Source organism: Nostoc sp., from assembly GCF_036917515.1.
Taxonomy (GTDB): domain Bacteria; phylum Cyanobacteriota; class Cyanobacteriia; order Cyanobacteriales; family Nostocaceae; genus Nostoc.
The window spans coordinates 1-17,534 of sequence record NZ_JBALDE010000208.1; the positions used below are offsets into that span (position 1 = coordinate 1).

Below are 17,534 nucleotides of genomic sequence, written 5' to 3' on the forward strand. Positions count from 1 at the left end.
GTTGGCTAAGTACGCTTTTTTAGGCATCTCTTTTTTTGAGCTTATTTTTCCTTGATTATAAGTGGTTTCTAATAACCGGATTTGGTATAAGACACTTCCTTCAGCAGGAATACCCGTAGCACCATTCTTTTCGGGTCGCACCTGATATTCGCCCGAGAAAGTAATCTTGGTGCGATCGCCCAGTTGCCAGGAAACAACAGGTGCTACAAAGTATCTCTGTTGCTCGTAAAAGTCAACGAAACCTTCGGTTGTCTGAGTGGCGAGGTTGAGGCGATACAACACCGTCTTGCTGGGATTGAGCGGACCAGTCAGGTCAACAGCACCACGATAGAAATTGAAGCTGCCAGCAGAGGCTTCCAGTGCGTAGTAAGGGTCGCTCAGGGGTTGTTTGGTGATATAGTTAATCACCCCTCCCAATGAACCTTGACCGTAGAGAACAGAGGCAGGCCCTTTGAGCACTTCAACTCGGTCGATACCAGCCCTATCAAAACCCTGATATATATTACTTAGGTTTCTTAATCCGTTTCTTTTGATATCCACGCCAGCGAAAAAGCCTCGGCTCAATGGTACCTCATAGGTTCCACGGCTTGATCCTGGTCCCTGGGCTACACCGGGCACATTTCTTAGCACTTCTGTGAGGGTTCTTGTCTGCTGGTCTTCTAGCACTTGCCGGGGTACTACTTGAATCGATTGGGGAATGTCGCGCAGGGGGGTATCGGTTTTGGTGGCAGTTGATGCATCTGGTACGCGATACCCATCTTGTTCCCCTGTCACCACCAACTCAATTGGCTCATCACCTGATGCTGATGGTTTTGGCTGTGTTTGGGGTTGTGTTGTTTCAGGTTGCTGTTGTTGTGCCGAAGGTGCAGTACTGGCAACGCTGAAGACCAGACCTTCGTCTGGACTGTCATATAACTCGACATTTGGTAATCCTACTTCTCCTGTAACCGTCACCCGGATAGTCTAGGCATCCTGATTTATTACTGTTATCTCAGTAATTCCCGGTATTGGTTTTTCCGACCGGAATGTGAATGCCTCGTCCGATGGTAGGCGCAGTTGTGCATTAGGAATATCTGTGATAAAGCTATTGTTAGTATTGCGGTTTAGCAGTTGTAACTGTTGCCCTTTTAAGGTCTGTAAAATCACCTCCACACCTTTATTAGTAAGATTCGCTTTCACTTGCGTCACTTGCACAACTCCTGGCACAGGTACTGTTTGTTGTGCTGGCGACTGCACAAGCATTGTGGCGCTGGTGTTCGGAAGTTCTATCTCACTGATTTGTTGAATCCTGCTTTGGGTTTGCTTCCCCGTTCCTGCTTTGTTTTGGGTAACTTTATTCTGATTCACCCTTTTTTTTAGAGGTTCGCTATCGGCTTTATGAAATACCTTTTGAGCGAGATTTGTCGCTAAATTTTGCCGATTTTGTGCATATCCCGGCTCAATGGCAAAAACACTACTGCATCCCCATAAACATACTGCTACCCAGAGATGAACACTACCAGACAAATGCCAACACTTCATGATAACTCCCTACACACCATTTCATAAAACTTGCTGGTGACAAGCTGCTATGCATCTACGCACAATAGACCTCTTGCACGAATACAAAAACTAAGTGGTTACGCAAAATTACTTATGTCATTGCGAGCGAAATGAAATGTAGCGAAGCAATCCCAAACCTTTGCGATTGCTTCATTTTGATTCGCTTCATTCGCAATGACAAATGTATATTTAATTTTGCACTACTACTTACCCTCAACCCCCAACCCCTTCTCCCAATATTGGAAGAAGGGGAGTAAACTTCAAATTACCTCTCCCAAACTTGGGAAAGGGATTTAGGGTGAGGGATCTTGATTCATGCAAGAAGTCTAATGAAATCCTGCATTACAACTCACGCCAACATTAACTAAAATCTTTCTCAGTAAGCTTACTGGAAAAGAGGAATGCTTGGGCGATCGCGATGTGGTTGAAACGGAATTTGTTTGTGGTTGAAACGTAATTTTTAGAAGTACTGGATTGCTCGACGACAATAGCTGGGACTAATATTGAACTTGCGGCGAAATGCCTTGGTAAAAGCGCTGCGATCGCCATATCCCACCATCTGCGCCACTTCTTCCACCTTAAAATTGCCTGTCACCAGAAGTTGCTGGGCTTGTTCGAGTTGATAGTCACGAAAATAGGTAAATACTGTCTTACCAAATACCTGACGAAATCCCTGCTTTAGGGTGCATTCATTCAGTCCTACCTGCCGCGCTAACTGCTCCAATGAAGGTCGGTTGTGGATCTGAGATCGCAAAATCTCTTCGACACGGTGGATGCGCTCAAACTGATCGGGATTAAGTGAAGAAATCTGGCGCTGCCCTGTTCGCATCTCGATTTCCCGTTCCACTAGCAACGCCAGTAGTTGCAATGCTTTGCTCTCCAACTCTATACGTCTAGAAATGCCCTGGTAAGGACACTGCAAAATCTGCCGTGCAATGTTTTGCATAACAGGGGTTGTTGTACCCAGATGCCAGTTAGAGGGTTGCTCAGGGGAATGAACTAGATGTTGCAGTTCGGGAGGAAGTTCGCCTGAGTCATTGCCCATAAATGATCGCAGTACCCCTGGTTGCAATCCTACATCAATTTGCAAAAATCGCTGCTTGGCAAATTCCTTACGAACGGCTGCCGCTTGGTTTCCACTACCGCAAACAAGATACTGCCCAACTTCATGCGGCACGTCATTATAGATGTATTCCCCTTGTAAAAAAAACGTATCCTAGCCCTTGAAAATAATCCGAATCCCCGACCAGGAGATCATCGTGCAGTTGATAGTCCTTAATCCACAAACATATTCCTTCACGCAACTGGATTCTTTGAATCAATCCCTGCCCCAAAGTCGGCGGATATTGACAGATCCAATCCCACTGATTCGATTGCTCCCTTGCGGTCATTAAAGGGGTGGTTGCTTCAGCTTCCTGCCACAGTTCGTCATGTGCCTGCTGTGAAATCGTGGTGGTCATGGTGAGTCTTGGGGTAGTTCAAGTGAATAATCAATCTAGACGGTTACTACCTTTCGGTGGTATCTTTTACCCTGATGATTTTCTGGCTATACTAGTGGCTTAAGCCGATTGATTGATAAATTTCATCCTCCAGCATAAAATACACAAAAACTCTAAATTTTGGACATACAGCAGATTGCATTTACTTTTAACTGACACAAAAACATTGCCTAATGTTGGAGGAAATTAATTTTCTTGGAGTCTACAAAAACTCGATCGCTAAGGTTAACACTAACACTACAAAGTGAATATACATCAATCAAACATCTTCCGAGTAAGCACCTATGAAAGAAGAATTGATAGCCAAAGTCGTGCAAGTCTTGCGAATTAATATGAGTTGGATGACTTGGAATTTGTTTCTGGCTTTTATACCTTTGGCTTTAAGTGTCTGGCTATTTCGCATCAGGCGTGGTGGCACTTGGCTTTGGTGGCTAGGATTTTTAGTATTCTATGCTTTCTTACCAAATGCACCGTATTTGTTGACCGATGTAATTCACTTGATAGATGATATTCGCACGATTCAATCGGTGTGGATGATTACTTTAGTACTCATTCCTCTATATTTGCTAGTAATTTTAAGTGGATTTGAAGCTTATGTAATATCGTTAATTAATTGGGGTCACTACTTACATCGCATCGGTAAAAGCCAATGGATTTGGCGCGTTGAGACGATTACACATTTTCTCTGTGCTGTTGGTGTTTATTGGGGGCGATTTTTGCGTTTCAACAGTTGGGATTTTATTACTCAACCCGATGCCGTACTTACCAAGGGGGTAGAAGAAATTCTGGGAAAACAGCCCCTGGTGATTATTGCTATCACCTTTGTGGTACTTGCGGGTTTGTACTGGATTATGAAACGAGTAACTTTAGGTCTTAGCCAATCAAATAGCAGAATAGGGATAAACTCAGGACGCACAAACTCTAATACGCCAAACATTTGATCGACGTGGCGATTTTGGCTTTAAAATTTGGGGTTTTAATTAGTAATTCCCTTAAGGGATATTGCCTATCAAAAGAAAGATGCAATTAAACTCTCCTTCAACTAAACTCTCCTTGAGGTGAAATAAAATCAGAAGTAAACGGTTGAACTTCAACCGCCATCACTTGAAAATAACGTCCTATCAGATCGTTGAATATCGATGGTCTGGTTTGATGTATCTAGTCATGTTGATAGGAGGGATATATGCAATTAATCTCTAGAGAGGAAATCAAGACATTAATAGAACAACCAAAAGGAAATTGTGTTTCCATTTATATGCCAACGCACCCAGCCGGACCAGAAGTGCGACAAGACCCAATTCGCTTTAAAAATTTGGTAAAGGAAGCGGAAACTCGTTTAATTGATGCGGGTTTGGAACAGAAAGATGCGATCGCATTGTTAGAAAAATCCCATGAACTTGATACCCAAGAGTTTTGGGAGCAAATGGGAGAGCAAGGGCTGGCAATTTTCATTTCTGAAAATATTTTTCGCTATTATACCCTGCCAATTGATTTTCAAGAGTTGGTCGTGGTTACAGACCGATTTCACATCAAGCCACTGCTGCCAATTTTAAATGGCAATGGTCGCTTCTATATACTGGCTTTGAGCCAACAAGATGTTAGGTTCTTTGAAGGAACACGCTACAGCGTCAATGAAGTAGGAATAGAAAATCTCCCTAAAAGTCTAGACGAAGCTTTGCAAAGAGACCAGACTGCTAAAGAAGGCCAGTTCCGCATCGCCACATCAAAAGGCGGAACCGCCAATACTTCTTCGCAACCAGGCACATTTCACGGACAGGGAAGCCCTGAGAGGGATAAACACCAAGAAGACATCCTCCAATTCTTTCAAATTGTTGATGGCGTATTACACGAGAAACTGCGAGTGCAAAAAGCGCCTTTGGTGTTGGCTGGGGTAGAGTATCTCTTACCTTTGTATAGACAGGCAAATACTTACCAGCATTTGGTGGATGAAGCTATCACTGGTAATCCAGAAATTCTCAGTGCTCAAGAGTTACATAACCAAGCTTGGCCGATTGTCGAGGCTGATTTTCAAAAGTCACAGCAGAATGTTTTAGAGCAATTTCACGAATTGTTTGGTGGTGATAGTGGTAAAGCATCTAACAAGCTCGAAGAAGTTGTCTCAGCAGCTTATTACCAACGCGTGGATTCATTACTAGTTGCAGTTGGTCAGCAACAATGGGGTTTATTCGATCCAACCTCAGAAACGGTTTATTTGCATCCAGAAAAAGAAGCTGGTGATGAGGATTTGTTGGATTTTGTTGCTGCTCATACTTTATTAAACGGTGGCACGGTTTACGCTATTCCGTTTGAAGAGATTCCATATAGTACAGCCGTTGCGGCAATTTATCGATATTGACATTTTAATGGTGTTGTATAAAGTTGAATGTGCTATATACAACACCAATGATGATTACCATTCGCTCCTTTATCAGTCAATCTCTAATCGGTTTAGCTCTTTTGAGTGCAACGGCTGTATTTACCCAGATGGCAATTGCAGAAACAATAACTGGAGAATTGGGCAATGTGCAGGCAGAAATATCTTACGAAAAACCAGAGGAATATCAATATAAAAATGTCCGGTTGAAAATTATCCGGGCGGGTAAAACTATTTTGGATCAAAAACTGCCGCAAGAAGATGAATATGACAGACCTGTGGGGAATATATCTGGACAAGAAAACAACTTACCAGTGCAAGACTTAGACGGTAACAAAGAACCAGAAATAATTGCCGATTTCTTTACAGGTGGAGCGCACTGTTGTACTTATTCATTGATTTACCGCTACGACAGCAAATCCCAAAAGTATATTAAGATTCGTCATGAATGGGGCAATGGTGGCTATCAACTCAAAGATTTAGACAAAGATGGACTGCCAGAGTTTGATAGCCGAGACGATCGCTTTGCCTATGCTTTTACAGCTTACGCTGCTTCTGCCTACCCCCTGCAAATTTGGCGTTATCGCCAAGGAAAAATGGTTGATGTGACTCGTAGCTATCCCAAGTTAATCTCCAATCATGCCTTAGAGCTATGGCAAACTTATACTCAGGCACGGCAACAAGGCGATGATGGTAAGGGCTTTTTAGCAGCTTATTTGGCAGATAAATATCTGTTAGGTCAAGGACAGGATGGTTGGGGGCGAGTGCAACAAGCTTATAAAAAAAGCGACCGCACCAAATATTTCGCCGATTTACGTAAATTTTTGCGCGAAACTGGCTACATTAAATAAATTGGCAGTAAGCAATTAATTTATAACTTATAACTAATTAAGTTTTCGTCTTGCTGCTGCTAAAATTAGACGTTGTTCAGCACGAGCGATCGCTTGATATGTTCGCTCGACTGCTTCCGGTTCAACGGAAATGGAAGTAATACCCCATTCCACTAATTTATCAATAATTTCTGGATAAAGGGCTGGTGCTTGACCGCAGATTGAACAAGGTATATCGGCAGTTTTAGCTATCTGGATCAGTTGAGCGATCGCACCCATAACTGCTGGATGACGTTCATTAAATACTTTTGCTAGCTGTCCTTGTTCTCGATCCACTCCTAGCAATAATTGGGTCAGGTCATTTGTACCAATAGAAATTCCTGCCACACCTGCAAGAACATATTCTGGTAATAAAAACAAGACACTTGGCACTTCTGCCATCATCCACAATTGAAACTCTACCACCTCGGTTAAAAAAGCTTGCTCAACTTTGCGACGACAAAAGACAAATTCTTCAACAGTCCGCACAAAGGGCAACAATAGATTGACATTGGTGTAGCCAGCTTGCTGTACACTCCCTAAAGCTTTCAGTTCCAGCTCAAAGACTGCAGGATTTTGTAAATAGCTAAAGGTACCACGTTCGCCCAACATCGACTGGGGCGAAGATTGTAAACTATCACTTAATGATGGTAAATCCTGCGATCGCCAATCTAAAGAACGATAAAAAACTGGTCTTGGGGCAAAGGCACGGGCAAATTGCATAATCTGCTCAGACCATAGCTCTAACAATTCTGCCTGACGCCCACTTAAAATCCAACTATTGGGATGTTGCCCGTTCAATATGTTCAGTACCATCAATTCGGAACGCAACAATCCCACTCCATCCACAGGCAGGTTTTGCACTTGTTCGATTAAAGTGGACTGACTCAAGTTAACCAGCAATTGAGTAGCAATCATAGGTAGATGAAAGGTAACAGCAGGATGAGACGCTTTCAAGTTGGGGTGATGGGAGGAAAGAAGATTTTCTTCTCTACCTTTGTCCATCTCCTCCTTTGAGTCTCCTTTGATGCGATAAACTTCTCCTCTGTCGCCATCAAGCAGCAATCGTTCGCCAGTTTGGATTAAAGTTGTGGCAGATGTGGCGTTGACTACTGCTGTGATACCTAATTCTCTAGCTAGAATTGCCGCGTGACTGGTTAATCCCCCTAGTTCTGTGATAATACCACCAACTTGTTGCAATAATGGCAACCAATCAGGTGTAACAGTTGGTACTACTAAAATTACTCCCTTGGGTAGTTGTTCGGGTTTCTGTTGTGAATTAACAATTACCAGCGCAGTGGCTACAACTCGTCCCCCAGCTGCTCCTAGTCCCCGAATGAAGTGTGAGTAGGAAATTGATTGGGAAGGACTAACTTGTGTTATGTAAAGCTTGTCAGATGTCGTTTGTTGAGTGATAGTCCACTTAATGGTAAAAGTTTTACCTAGTTCACTTACCAGTTGAGTTCCCAAAGAAATTATTTGTTGTAAGTATTCTTGTTGTAAAGAGTACTGTTTTTGTTGTGCTTCTGGAAGTAAATAGGTAATCAGACAATTGCGATCTGATGTTAGCACTGAGTTGGGTATGGGTTGCCAAACAGTTCCAGATGCTGCATCATCAACACCATAAGCCAGCATTTTATTGCCCAGTTGTTGCTCAAGCATAACCCCAGTTTCTGGTTGAATGTAGTAAACATCTGGCTGTACTTCGCCAAGAGATATCGCAATTCCTAATCCCCAAGTAGCTTCAATTTTCCACCCAGAGGAGTTGGCTGTGAGCGAGCCACTGGCGATCGCATTCTCAACAGGTTGCACCAATACTGCGAGATTAATTTGTTGCAGATTAATTCCTGAGTGCTGCCAATATAATAGACTTCTGGCCCGAAATATCTGGCTCCAGGTACGCTTTAGAGCTAAAGTGATCGCTTCCGGTTCGCACTGGCAAAATACCGACTCCAGTAAACCCGATATATTGTTTATTCCTGGAGTAGCAGTTGATACTGCCAAGGAAGGTCGAAGAATCAAACAGCTAGTTTGCCATTCTCTAGCTGCTTGGAAAATTGTACTCACCCACTGCTGTGCCACAGTTGCAGTCAGAATTTCTTGACGCAAGCGACTGGCCACCTGCTGAAGTTGACGCCAATTAGTTACATCCAGGTGTAGCGAAGAATGGGGTAAGTCAGCTACTAATGATTCCGAACTATTGAGATTTTCGAGAAATTGTCGCAAGATTTCTGCCGAAATTACAAAACCAGGCATCACCGGATAGCTATGCTGGATAATTTTGCTCAAGTAAAACGCTTTGTCACCTACTTTGGCGCGGTCTTCTAGTTTAATTTCGTCTAGCCAGTAGAGTTTATCCACTCAATTTTTTAGTTGTCAGTTGTCTATTTGTAGCCACAGCTATTTTTTTTAGTACGTTATCAGCTTTTAATCCACTGAGTCCCTCCGCTGAGAGTAAATTAAAAAGTACTCAGGACTTCTGTACTGGGTAAATCCTTTTCTCAGGATAAGGCTAATGCCGTGAGTGTCAACCGATTCGAGCCAGTTGTACATTGGGGTATCATATTTAATTATTGAGTGTATGGGTTCAATTTAGCAATTTCAGGTAAAATTTTATGGTTGAGTCATTTTCAATAGCCAAAAAACTATTTAATTAACTTGAAATTCATGTAGTTTGCCCAAATTACGATTACTGCCATAATTTCACAAAGCAAATCTCCATTTATTGAGCCGAATAATATCTTATTGAAAAAAATCCTAACAATCGAAAATATTAATTTTAAGTTTAAAACCATTCTTGAATTGATAAAATCCAATATGAGATTGGCTACTGCACTATACCCATTGAATTAAACTCTATTAATAAAACATTAGAATAATTTTGTACTATTTTTATAAAATTATTAGGAGTTAACCTAAGTATATATAGTTCTCCATATATAGGAATCACATTTGATTTCTGAAAAAGGCTACGAAATAATACGGACGGATATATCTGTCTAACATCGAACAATGATAAACCAGCATCTACAAACTGCGATACTTTCGGTGAGCTTCGCTAACGCAGAACTACAAGAATTTATAGATGATCGGCCAGATGTACGTCAGGTGAGGAAAGCATTAGCAGTAAAACTGGTTTATCAAGGCTATAAGTATTCCGATTGGGATATCTGGTTGCAAGCAAAAACTTGGCTTCGACGTTTTTGTGCTTTGCTTCCAACATTTTCACATTTAAAGTGGATGTTTGAGTGGTTTATCCGAAACACTACCTTTGATTTTATGTCTCTCCTGATGTACGGAGTTTTTTCAGAAATCAAATCATAGTCCTATATCAGAATAAACATTGCCAAACACTTACTACCTTGCAACTAATGATTGGCTGAATATCAGCTTCCGGCTATGCATTGCATTGCTTATGGGAGCAATTATCGGCTTAGAACGCCAAATTAGGCGCAAACCAGCCGGTTTAAGAACTCATATACTGGTAAGTTTGGGTTCAGCCTTATTTACCTTGATCATCATGCAAACAGGAGGACTACAAGCTACTCCTGATGCACTTAGCCGCGTGATTCAGGGAATTGCAGCGGGTGTAGGATTTCTCGGTGCTGGAGAAATTGTACGTCAATCTTCCCAAGAATCACAGCAACTTGAAATTCACGGACTCACCTCAGCAGCGGCTATTTGGATTTCGTCTGCATTGGGAATTGCTGCTGGCTGTGGTTTATGGCAGTTAGGATTAATCAGTGCTATGCTGACTTTTTTAGTTCTCAACGTTTTTAAAAGGTTAGAGAAACGAGATTAGTAATTAGTTGTCTATTATTTTTAATAAAAAACATGCCTAAGAAACATAGAGTTATTGAGCTCCCTAATTTACCTTTATCTGAAAGTATGAATAAGGGAATACCAGACAATCAATTATCTGAATTAGAGGGCTATCAAAACAAACATTTATCAAATTGCCAGCTTGAGGGAACTAGAGGAATAGATTTTCAGTATGCCTATACATATAAATCAGGAAAGTCTTGCTGCATCTAAATTTCTTAATTACGAATTACGAATTGGTATAAACTATGCTTCAACTACTATAAATATGATTTTGAGAATTATTAATGTTGCATTATTTCTCCTGCCTTGACAAAAAGGATTTGTGAAGATTTCAACCATTGGGAATCAAAAGAACCCAAGTGAGTGGTAGTAATTAAAGTTTGAAAACGGTCTTGAATAGCATCAAGCAATTGATTTTGGCGGGATAAATCTAGTTCGGCAAGAACATCATCAAGTAATAGTAATGGTGGCTCTTTGACGACTTCTTCAATTAATTGTAATTCGGCTAATTTTAAGGCTAGAACCAGCGTTCGTTGCTGACCTTGAGAACCGTATTGACGAGCGGGTGTCTGGTTAATGGTTAATTCTATTTCGTCTCGATGGGGGCCGACAAGGGTAGTACCTTGGTGCATTTCAGCAACGGTTCGCTGCTGAATTTTTGCTAAAAAAGCTTGCTGTACTTCTTCTAGCTGGTTATCCTCTAAAGGAATATTAGGTACATACTTGATTTGCAGAATTTCTGTACTGCCACTGATATTGCCGTGCCAGGTGGTAGCAATGGGAGCTAATCTTTGGATAGCGCGATCGCGTCGTCTAATTACCCTAGTTCCTGTAGTAGCTAACTGTGCATCCCACAGCGCTAGTTCTGATTGTAAAGACGTTGCATCCAACGTCTCTACATGGCGTTTTAAAAAGGCATTGCGCTGGCGTAACACATGGTTATACTGCTGCAAAATGTGAGCATAAACTGGTTCAAGTTGAATTAATAGTGTATCTAACCAGTTGCGGCGACCTTCGGGGCCGCCGCGTACTAAGTCTAAATCCAAGCTGGAAAATTGGACTGCATTGAGAACGCCAAGAAAATCCATTTGACGGCGAATCGATTCCCCATTGAGAGCAACGCTACGGCGACCATTGCGGCGCAAGGTCAAGGTCAGGTCACTAACACCTGTTTGTCGCTCAAGGGTGGCATTAATTTGAGCTATGGCTTCCCCTTCTTGAACTAAATCGCGATCGCGAGTTATGCGGTGCGATCGTAATGTCGCCAGTAACTCCACCGCCTCCAACAAATTCGACTTTCCTTGAGCATTATTACCTACCAAAATTGTTTTAGCGGCAGTAAACTCAACATTTTGGTCTTGATAATTGCGAAATTGTCGGAGGTGAAGGGTTTTCAGGTACATGGTGATTATTGGGCATGGGGGATTGGAGATTGGAGAGGAGGGAGACAAAGAAGAAGCAGGGGAGCAGGGGAGCAGGGGAGACAAGGGGGACAAGGGGGAATTATTGAATAAGTCTCTCCTTGTTTCTTCCTCTTCTTCGTCTACCTTGTCTCTTCTCCATGACCAATGCCCAGTGCCCAATGCCCCATGCCCCATGCTCAATTTACACAGCCTTCTTACCCATAATCCGTAAGAATATCTTCTCCGCTTCAATCCAGACAAACATTAAAGCACTGAAACCAATACAAACCCCCAACTCTTGCATATTCAAGTAATGAGTACCAAAGAAATCTCGCAGAGGCGGAACGTAAACTAACATCAGTTGCAAAATCGTGGTGACGACAACAGCCGCTAGGACAAATATATTGGAGAAGGGATTCATCTCAATAGTCAGTCGGTTGTTGGAGCGAATAGCGATCGCATGACCCATTTGGGCAATACACAAGCTAGTAAATACCATTGTTTTCCAACTCTCACGATCGCCCTGATAGCCTGGGGCATGACTATGTTGATAAGCCCACCACATTAAGGCAATGGTGATAATGGCAAAGATGATGCCAATGCGAATCATATAAGAACCTAATCCCCTAGCGAAAATGCTTTCGCGGGGACTAAAAGGCGGACGTTGCATGACATCTGGTTCTGGAGGTTCCACAGCTAATGCCAAGGCTGGTAAACCGTCTGTCACCAAGTTCATCCACAAAATTTGTAAGGGAGTCAGGGGAACGCCTCCCAAGCCGATTAAGGGTGCGGCTGCAATTGTGAGAACTTCACCAATGTTACTGCCCAAGATGTATTTAATAAAGCGGCGGATGTTAGTATAAACAACTCTACCTTCCTTGGTGGCGCTGACAATGGTAGCGAAGTTGTCATCAAGTAACACCATGTCACTAGCTTCTTTACTGACATCAGTGCCAGTAATACCCATTGCAATACCGATATCAGCTTGTTTGAGGGCTGGGGCATCGTTGACACCATCGCCTGTCATCGCTACAAATCGACCCCGGCGTTGCAGTGCTTGGACAATTCGCAGTTTGTGTTCAGGGGAAACTCTGGCATAGATGCTTACCAAGTCAACGTTTTGCTCTAATTCCTGGTCAGTCATCCGTTGCAATTCTTGACCTGTGAGAAGGCGATCGCCTTCTTGGGCAATTCCTAAATCAGTAGCGATCGCTCGTGCTGTTAATTGGTGGTCGCCAGTAATCATCACTGGGCGAATACCTGCTTCTCGGCACTCTTGTACAGATGCCCTGACTTCTGGGCGTGGCGCATCTAGCATTCCTACCAATCCCAGCCAGACTAAATCTTGCTCAGATGTTTCGTCTGAACCTTCTGGGGGAATCTCTACTAGCGGTTTGTAGGCAAAACCTAGCACCCGTAAACCTTTGCTCGCCATTTGGTCATTTTCTGCTAAAATTTTCTGGCGTTGTGCTTCGCTCAAGGGACCTGTGTCATTACCCAAATGAATCTGAGTGCAACGTGCCAAGATTAATTCTGGGGAACCTTTGGTAAACATTAAATAAGGTTCCGATTGCAGAAAACTGGCAATTACTGGGTCAACACCTCTTGAAAATGCTTCACCTGTGGCGATTCCCTCCACCTGAGCGATCACGCTCATCCGCTTCCGTTCTGAGGAAAAGGGGAACTCCGCAACGCGAGATAATTTACTGTTCCACTGGTCTTTTTCAATTCCGGCTTTTCCCGCCAGGGTGATTAATGCCCCTTCTGTCGGATCTCCCAAAATTGCCCATTCACCTTGTTCTTTTTGCAACACTGAGTCATTACAAACAGTACAGGCGACTGATAACGCGGAAATTTCTGGAGATTCTTCTAAAGAAATTTTTTGACCGTTTAACTGAAAGTCCCCTGTGGGAGCATAACCTTCGCCGGTGACGCGAAAAGTTTTATTATTGGTGGAAATCGATTGCACCACCATTTTATTTTGAGTCAGGGTACCGGTTTTATCAGAACAGATGGTAGTTACAGAACCCAACGTTTCCACTGCTGGCAATTTGCGAATCAAGGCATTTTGGCGTACCATTCGCTGGGTTCCCAATGCCAAGGTGACGGTAATTACAGCAGGTAAACCTTCTGGCACTACAGCAACTGCCATACTCAAGGAAACTTCCAACAGTTCTTGAATATTTTTAAAACCTCCGTCCTTGATCACACCGCCAACGACGACGATCGCCACAAGAATTAAAGAACCTGTAACCAGGACATTACCCAGTTGAGTCATCCGCTGTTGTAAAGGCGTGGGTTCACTTTCCACCGCCTGCAACATCGCAGCAATTTTACCCAGTTCTGTAGTCATTCCGGTATTAGTCACCAGAATCTTAGCGCGTCCTTGAACTACTTCAGTTCCTTGAAAAACGACATTGAGGCGATCGCCTAATGATGTTTCTTCCGGCAATTTTAATGATGCCTGTTTATTCACCGCTTCCGCTTCACCAGTCAATGCCGACTCACGCACTTGTAAATTAGATTGTTCGAGCAAGCGTCCATCTGCGGCTATCTGCATCCCAGCTTCCAGCAGCATTACATCCCCTGGAACTAGTTCTTTAGCTGCTATCTCCACCAGTTTGGTGTCGCGGATCACCCGCACTAAAGGAGAAGTCATTTTTTTCAAAGCAGCCAGGGCTTTTTCGGCACGGCTTTCTTGGACATAGCCGAGTATGCCATTGAGGATAACAATTGCTAAAATCGCGATCGTATCTTTAAATGGCACTTCACCGGGCTTTAATCTGCCCTCCCGCAAAGCCATCAGGTCTAAAAACCCAGAAATGAGAGCTACGCCAATCAGCATCAACAACATAATGTTCTTGAACTGATCGAGCAGAATTTCCCAAGCACTACGGCCAGCAGTTTCTTCAAGTTCGTTAGGGCCGTATTTTTGTAATCTCTGTTCAATTTCTTGGGGTGTTAAGCCGCTGTCTGCGTTACTATCAAGCAGGTCTAGCGCTTTATCAACTTCTAAACTATGCCAAACGGCGGCACCTTCAGGCAGAGAATTAGCAGACATCGTGTAGGTCACAGCAAATGGTTACAAAATTCGATCATAATTTAGTGATGGCAGGAATTCCATTTTCTAAAGTTACATTAAGTCTCGCGCCCAGTTGTATGAGTGTATATGTAATTTTTAATATTTGTAAATTCCTTCTATTTTCACATAGTATTATTTCTCACGAAAGAGTTTTTCGGAACACATTGTACCGATAATTATTAGTACCTGGCTGTAAACGTGGCGATCAAGAACTACTAATTGATGTACTTGAGTTCGAGCAACGCCCATTGTGGGCAGTCTTTTAACTCAGCACTCTTCATTCATCCCAATCAGGCGAGCCATTGCTCGATTAGGATTTTTCCATCTCAAGCAATTGGTGTTACCACGCTAAAACCGTTTGAGTCATGTTTCCTCCCCTACCTAAAGGTGAGGGTTTTTTACACTTACCATAAGGTTTTATGAGTTTTGCACTCCCCACTTTGACCGTTAGCCAGATGTTTGGGCAAAGAACAATTCGACCGCTTACTGCTGCTGCCCTATGTGGCATTACTTTCATTAAAGATAGACTGATTGCTATTGACAGTATTAAAGGACATCTACTGGAGATCGATCCTACCTCTGACAACAGCAGAATTCTCAATCCTCATCAAGTTGAAGAATTTCTCGATGTTACTGGTCTAGCGGTGTGGGATGATACCCTGTGGGTGAGCCGAGAAAATAGTGTTTATTTGTGCAAGCTCAACGCTTTGGATCTAGAACATTTTGTAACATTGCCTTATGCAGCTGATGGCGTTGCTATTTGGGACACAACAGTTTATGTAAGTTGTCAAAGGCTGGGCTACATTCTAGTTTTTGACCGCGAAACGCGAAAAGAGATTACCAGATTTTATGCCCCTGGAGTTGGGATAGAGAATTTGGCAGTTAACCAAGAAATGCTATGGATTTGCGATCGCATCGAACAATCAGTTTACGCGATGGACAGAGCCACGGGAGAGCTGCAATTCAGCGTTTTGACACCCTTTGAATGTCCTACAGGCATAGCAATCCATAAAGATGAAATAGGCAAAGAAAGTATCTACGTCGCTTATGCTACAGAGGAGCCTTATATCCGGGATAACCCCAATGCCGATCCGAGTCATGAGCTAACATTCCGCGATCGCACTTTTATTCATCCTCTGTATTATCATTACCAGCCAGATAAGCGTTACGCTCTTTCTAACGGCTATCTGATTGAAATGTCTTATGCTGAGGAAATCGCACCTCTAGACGAAGTTTATCTACCTGATGTGGAATGGCGTATCGCCTTACCATCGGAGACTGAGCGTCAAAAGGTGAAACACGTTGAACCTATTGGTATACCTTTTACCGAAGAAGTGATAGAGGGGCAACGTGTAGCAGTCTTTAAATTTGATTCTCTGGCACCAGGAGAACGGCATATATTTGGCTGGAAAGCACTTTTAGAAGTTCGAGGGATTAAATATCGGATTACACCTAGAGATGTAGAAAATATACCTAAATTATCCCCAGAATTACAAACACGCTACTTAGTGGACGACGACGATTTAGCAATGAATACTACCATTGTTCGCCGTGCCGCCAGAGAAGCGATTGGTTCTGAAACCAATGTGCTGCGGAAAATGCACAGCATCCGCAACTACGTTTATGATGAGTTATCTTACGGTATTAAACCTTACATTGATACGCCAGATACAGTTTTAGAACGGGGTGTTGGTTCCTGTGGCGAATATGTCGGTGTTTTACTTGCCCTATCTCGTTTAAATGGCATCCCCTGCCGCACCGTTGGTAGATACAAATGTCCTCCCCATAGTGACTTAGTAGGAGTACCGCTACAACCCGACTTTAATCATGTTTGGCTAGAATTCTACATCCCAAATTTCGGCTGGTTGCCAATGGAATCAAATCCTGACGATGTGAGTGAAGGTGGGCCTTATCCGACGCGCTTTTTTATGGGTTTATGCTGGTATCATATCGAAATTGGCAAAGGTATCACCTTTGAAACTGTGACAAGCAAAGGTGCACGCTTAACCAAAGAAGATATCCCCATCGGTGATTTGGCGATTAATCATATCCGCTTCACAATTCTTAAAGAATTACCGCCTTTTTAAATTAGGGCATTGGCAATTGAGGGAATAACCCTGAAAAAGCAAGTAGGGTGTGTTATGCCGTAGGCTAATGCACCTTAATGCTCTCTGTTTAACCTACTACTTTCATCTACTTCTGAACTCTTGTTCTGATTCAAGTATTCTTCAAACAATTCAAAAAATTTCTGTAGTGCCTCATGCTCGTCTACAGAATAGAAAAGAATTATCTTAGCCCATGACTGACCTGATTTAATTCTATATTTGTCTTCAATCCATGATTGAAACCCTTCAAATTCTCTTTCTGGCTCGGTTGGAGGTACGCCAACTTCTCTTCGAGCCAGACTATATCCTCGTAGAAGCATATCAAGTCTAGTAATTGAACTTCTGCCTAAATACATTCCTGGTCTTTTCTTTATACTACTTATAATCTCGTTGTAAATATCAAATTGAGGAAACATCAAATCCTCACTGAGCCTTAAAATATCTTCACTTTTTTGAATTTTTGAATTATTTTTCTGCTTTAGGAACTGCTCAAATTCTTCAAAGAACCTATTAAAAGCAGCTTGTTCACTTCCAGAACCAAAGAGAATTATCCCAGCCCAAGATTGACTCATATTAGTTTTTGCTTTTTCTTGTATCCACTCTTGAAACCCTTCCATTCCACAAGAGCCTATTGTAGTAAATCCTAGTCAGATTAGACCGCTTAAATATTCAGTTAAGAATAAATGAAGATAAGTAATTGATGGCTTGTCTATATACATAACTGGATTTTCTTTAATGTTTTGGCTCAGATATTTGAAGGGGCGACAATAATCGTAAAAGTGTTACAGGTAAAGGGATTGAAGTAAAAAACCCTCTCAAAAAAATGAAGCTTATT

General features: G+C 42.5%; 14 protein-coding genes and 1 pseudogene. 7 read left to right on the forward strand and 8 right to left on the reverse strand.

Annotated elements, in window-relative coordinates:
• From V7K89_RS27230 to V7K89_RS27245, 4 genes are all read right to left on the reverse strand, one after another.
• Positions 1-954, reverse strand: a 954-nt coding sequence (locus V7K89_RS27230; protein WP_335192789.1) for a TonB-dependent siderophore receptor, incomplete at its 3' end; no start/stop codon positions are given.
• A 9-nt stretch (positions 955-963) separates the two neighbouring features.
• Positions 964-1,521 carry an AMIN domain-containing protein gene (locus tag V7K89_RS27235; protein ID WP_335192791.1) on the reverse strand — a complete coding sequence of 186 codons (558 nt, stop codon included), beginning with the start codon at positions 1,519-1,521 and terminating at the stop codon, positions 964-966.
• Positions 1,522-2,002: 481 nt separating this feature from the next.
• A complete protein-coding gene (locus V7K89_RS27240; protein WP_335192793.1) occupies positions 2,003-2,719 on the reverse strand; it encodes a helix-turn-helix transcriptional regulator in 717 nt (238 codons plus the stop codon).
• 4 nt (positions 2,720-2,723) lie between these two features.
• The gene (locus V7K89_RS27245) at positions 2,724-3,002 is read right to left on the reverse strand and encodes a hypothetical protein (RefSeq protein ID WP_335192795.1); all 279 of its coding nucleotides are present in this window, start codon (positions 3,000-3,002) and stop codon (positions 2,724-2,726) included.
• 323 nt (positions 3,003-3,325) lie between these two features.
• On the opposite strand from V7K89_RS27245, the gene V7K89_RS27250 reads away from it, so the two are divergent.
• From V7K89_RS27250 to V7K89_RS27260, 3 genes are all read left to right on the forward strand, one after another.
• Positions 3,326-3,982, forward strand: coding sequence for a DUF1361 domain-containing protein (locus V7K89_RS27250; protein WP_335192797.1), 657 nt, complete (start codon positions 3,326-3,328; stop codon positions 3,980-3,982).
• A gap of 242 nt (positions 3,983-4,224) precedes the next feature.
• A complete protein-coding gene (locus tag V7K89_RS27255; RefSeq protein ID WP_335192799.1) occupies positions 4,225-5,397 on the forward strand; it encodes a baeRF7 domain-containing protein in 1,173 nt (390 codons plus the stop codon).
• A 47-nt stretch (positions 5,398-5,444) separates the two neighbouring features.
• Entirely contained in the window at positions 5,445-6,266 is an 822-nt protein-coding gene (locus tag V7K89_RS27260) for a hypothetical protein (protein ID WP_335192801.1), read from the forward strand.
• Positions 6,267-6,299: 33 nt separating this feature from the next.
• On the opposite strand, the gene V7K89_RS27265 is transcribed toward V7K89_RS27260, so the two are convergent.
• Complete coding sequence (locus tag V7K89_RS27265) at positions 6,300-8,645, reverse strand: putative PEP-binding protein (RefSeq protein WP_335192803.1); 2,346 nt, start codon at positions 8,643-8,645, stop codon at positions 6,300-6,302.
• An 804-nt stretch (positions 8,646-9,449) separates the two neighbouring features.
• On the opposite strand from V7K89_RS27265, the pseudogene V7K89_RS36130 reads away from it, so the two are divergent.
• From V7K89_RS36130 to V7K89_RS27280, 3 genes and pseudogenes are all read left to right on the forward strand, one after another.
• Positions 9,450-9,608: pseudogene (locus tag V7K89_RS36130) on the forward strand (IS630 family transposase); the annotation flags it as partial.
• Positions 9,609-9,627: 19 nt separating this feature from the next.
• On the forward strand, positions 9,628-10,086 hold the full coding sequence (locus V7K89_RS27275; RefSeq protein WP_335192805.1) for an MgtC/SapB family protein: 459 nt from the start codon (positions 9,628-9,630) through the stop codon (positions 10,084-10,086).
• Positions 10,087-10,118: 32 nt separating this feature from the next.
• Positions 10,119-10,319 (forward strand): hypothetical protein, encoded by a 201-nt coding sequence (locus V7K89_RS27280; protein ID WP_335192807.1) that lies wholly within the window; start codon positions 10,119-10,121, stop codon positions 10,317-10,319.
• A 71-nt stretch (positions 10,320-10,390) separates the two neighbouring features.
• On the opposite strand, the gene recF is transcribed toward V7K89_RS27280, so the two are convergent.
• Positions 10,391-11,512, reverse strand: a complete 1,122-nt coding sequence (gene recF, locus V7K89_RS27285) for a DNA replication/repair protein RecF (RefSeq protein ID WP_335192809.1) — start codon at positions 11,510-11,512, stop codon at positions 10,391-10,393.
• Positions 11,513-11,714: 202 nt separating this feature from the next.
• Complete coding sequence (locus V7K89_RS27290; RefSeq protein ID WP_335192815.1) at positions 11,715-14,573, reverse strand: cation-translocating P-type ATPase; 2,859 nt, start codon at positions 14,571-14,573, stop codon at positions 11,715-11,717.
• A gap of 440 nt (positions 14,574-15,013) precedes the next feature.
• Here V7K89_RS27290 and V7K89_RS27295 point away from each other — a divergent pair, with 440 nt between their 5' ends.
• A complete protein-coding gene (locus V7K89_RS27295) occupies positions 15,014-16,681 on the forward strand; it encodes a transglutaminase family protein (protein ID WP_335192811.1) in 1,668 nt (555 codons plus the stop codon).
• 74 nt (positions 16,682-16,755) lie between these two features.
• On the opposite strand, the gene V7K89_RS27300 is transcribed toward V7K89_RS27295, so the two are convergent.
• On the reverse strand, positions 16,756-17,316 hold the full coding sequence (locus V7K89_RS27300; protein WP_335192813.1) for a hypothetical protein: 561 nt from the start codon (positions 17,314-17,316) through the stop codon (positions 16,756-16,758).
• Positions 17,317-17,534: the final 218 nt, after the last annotated feature.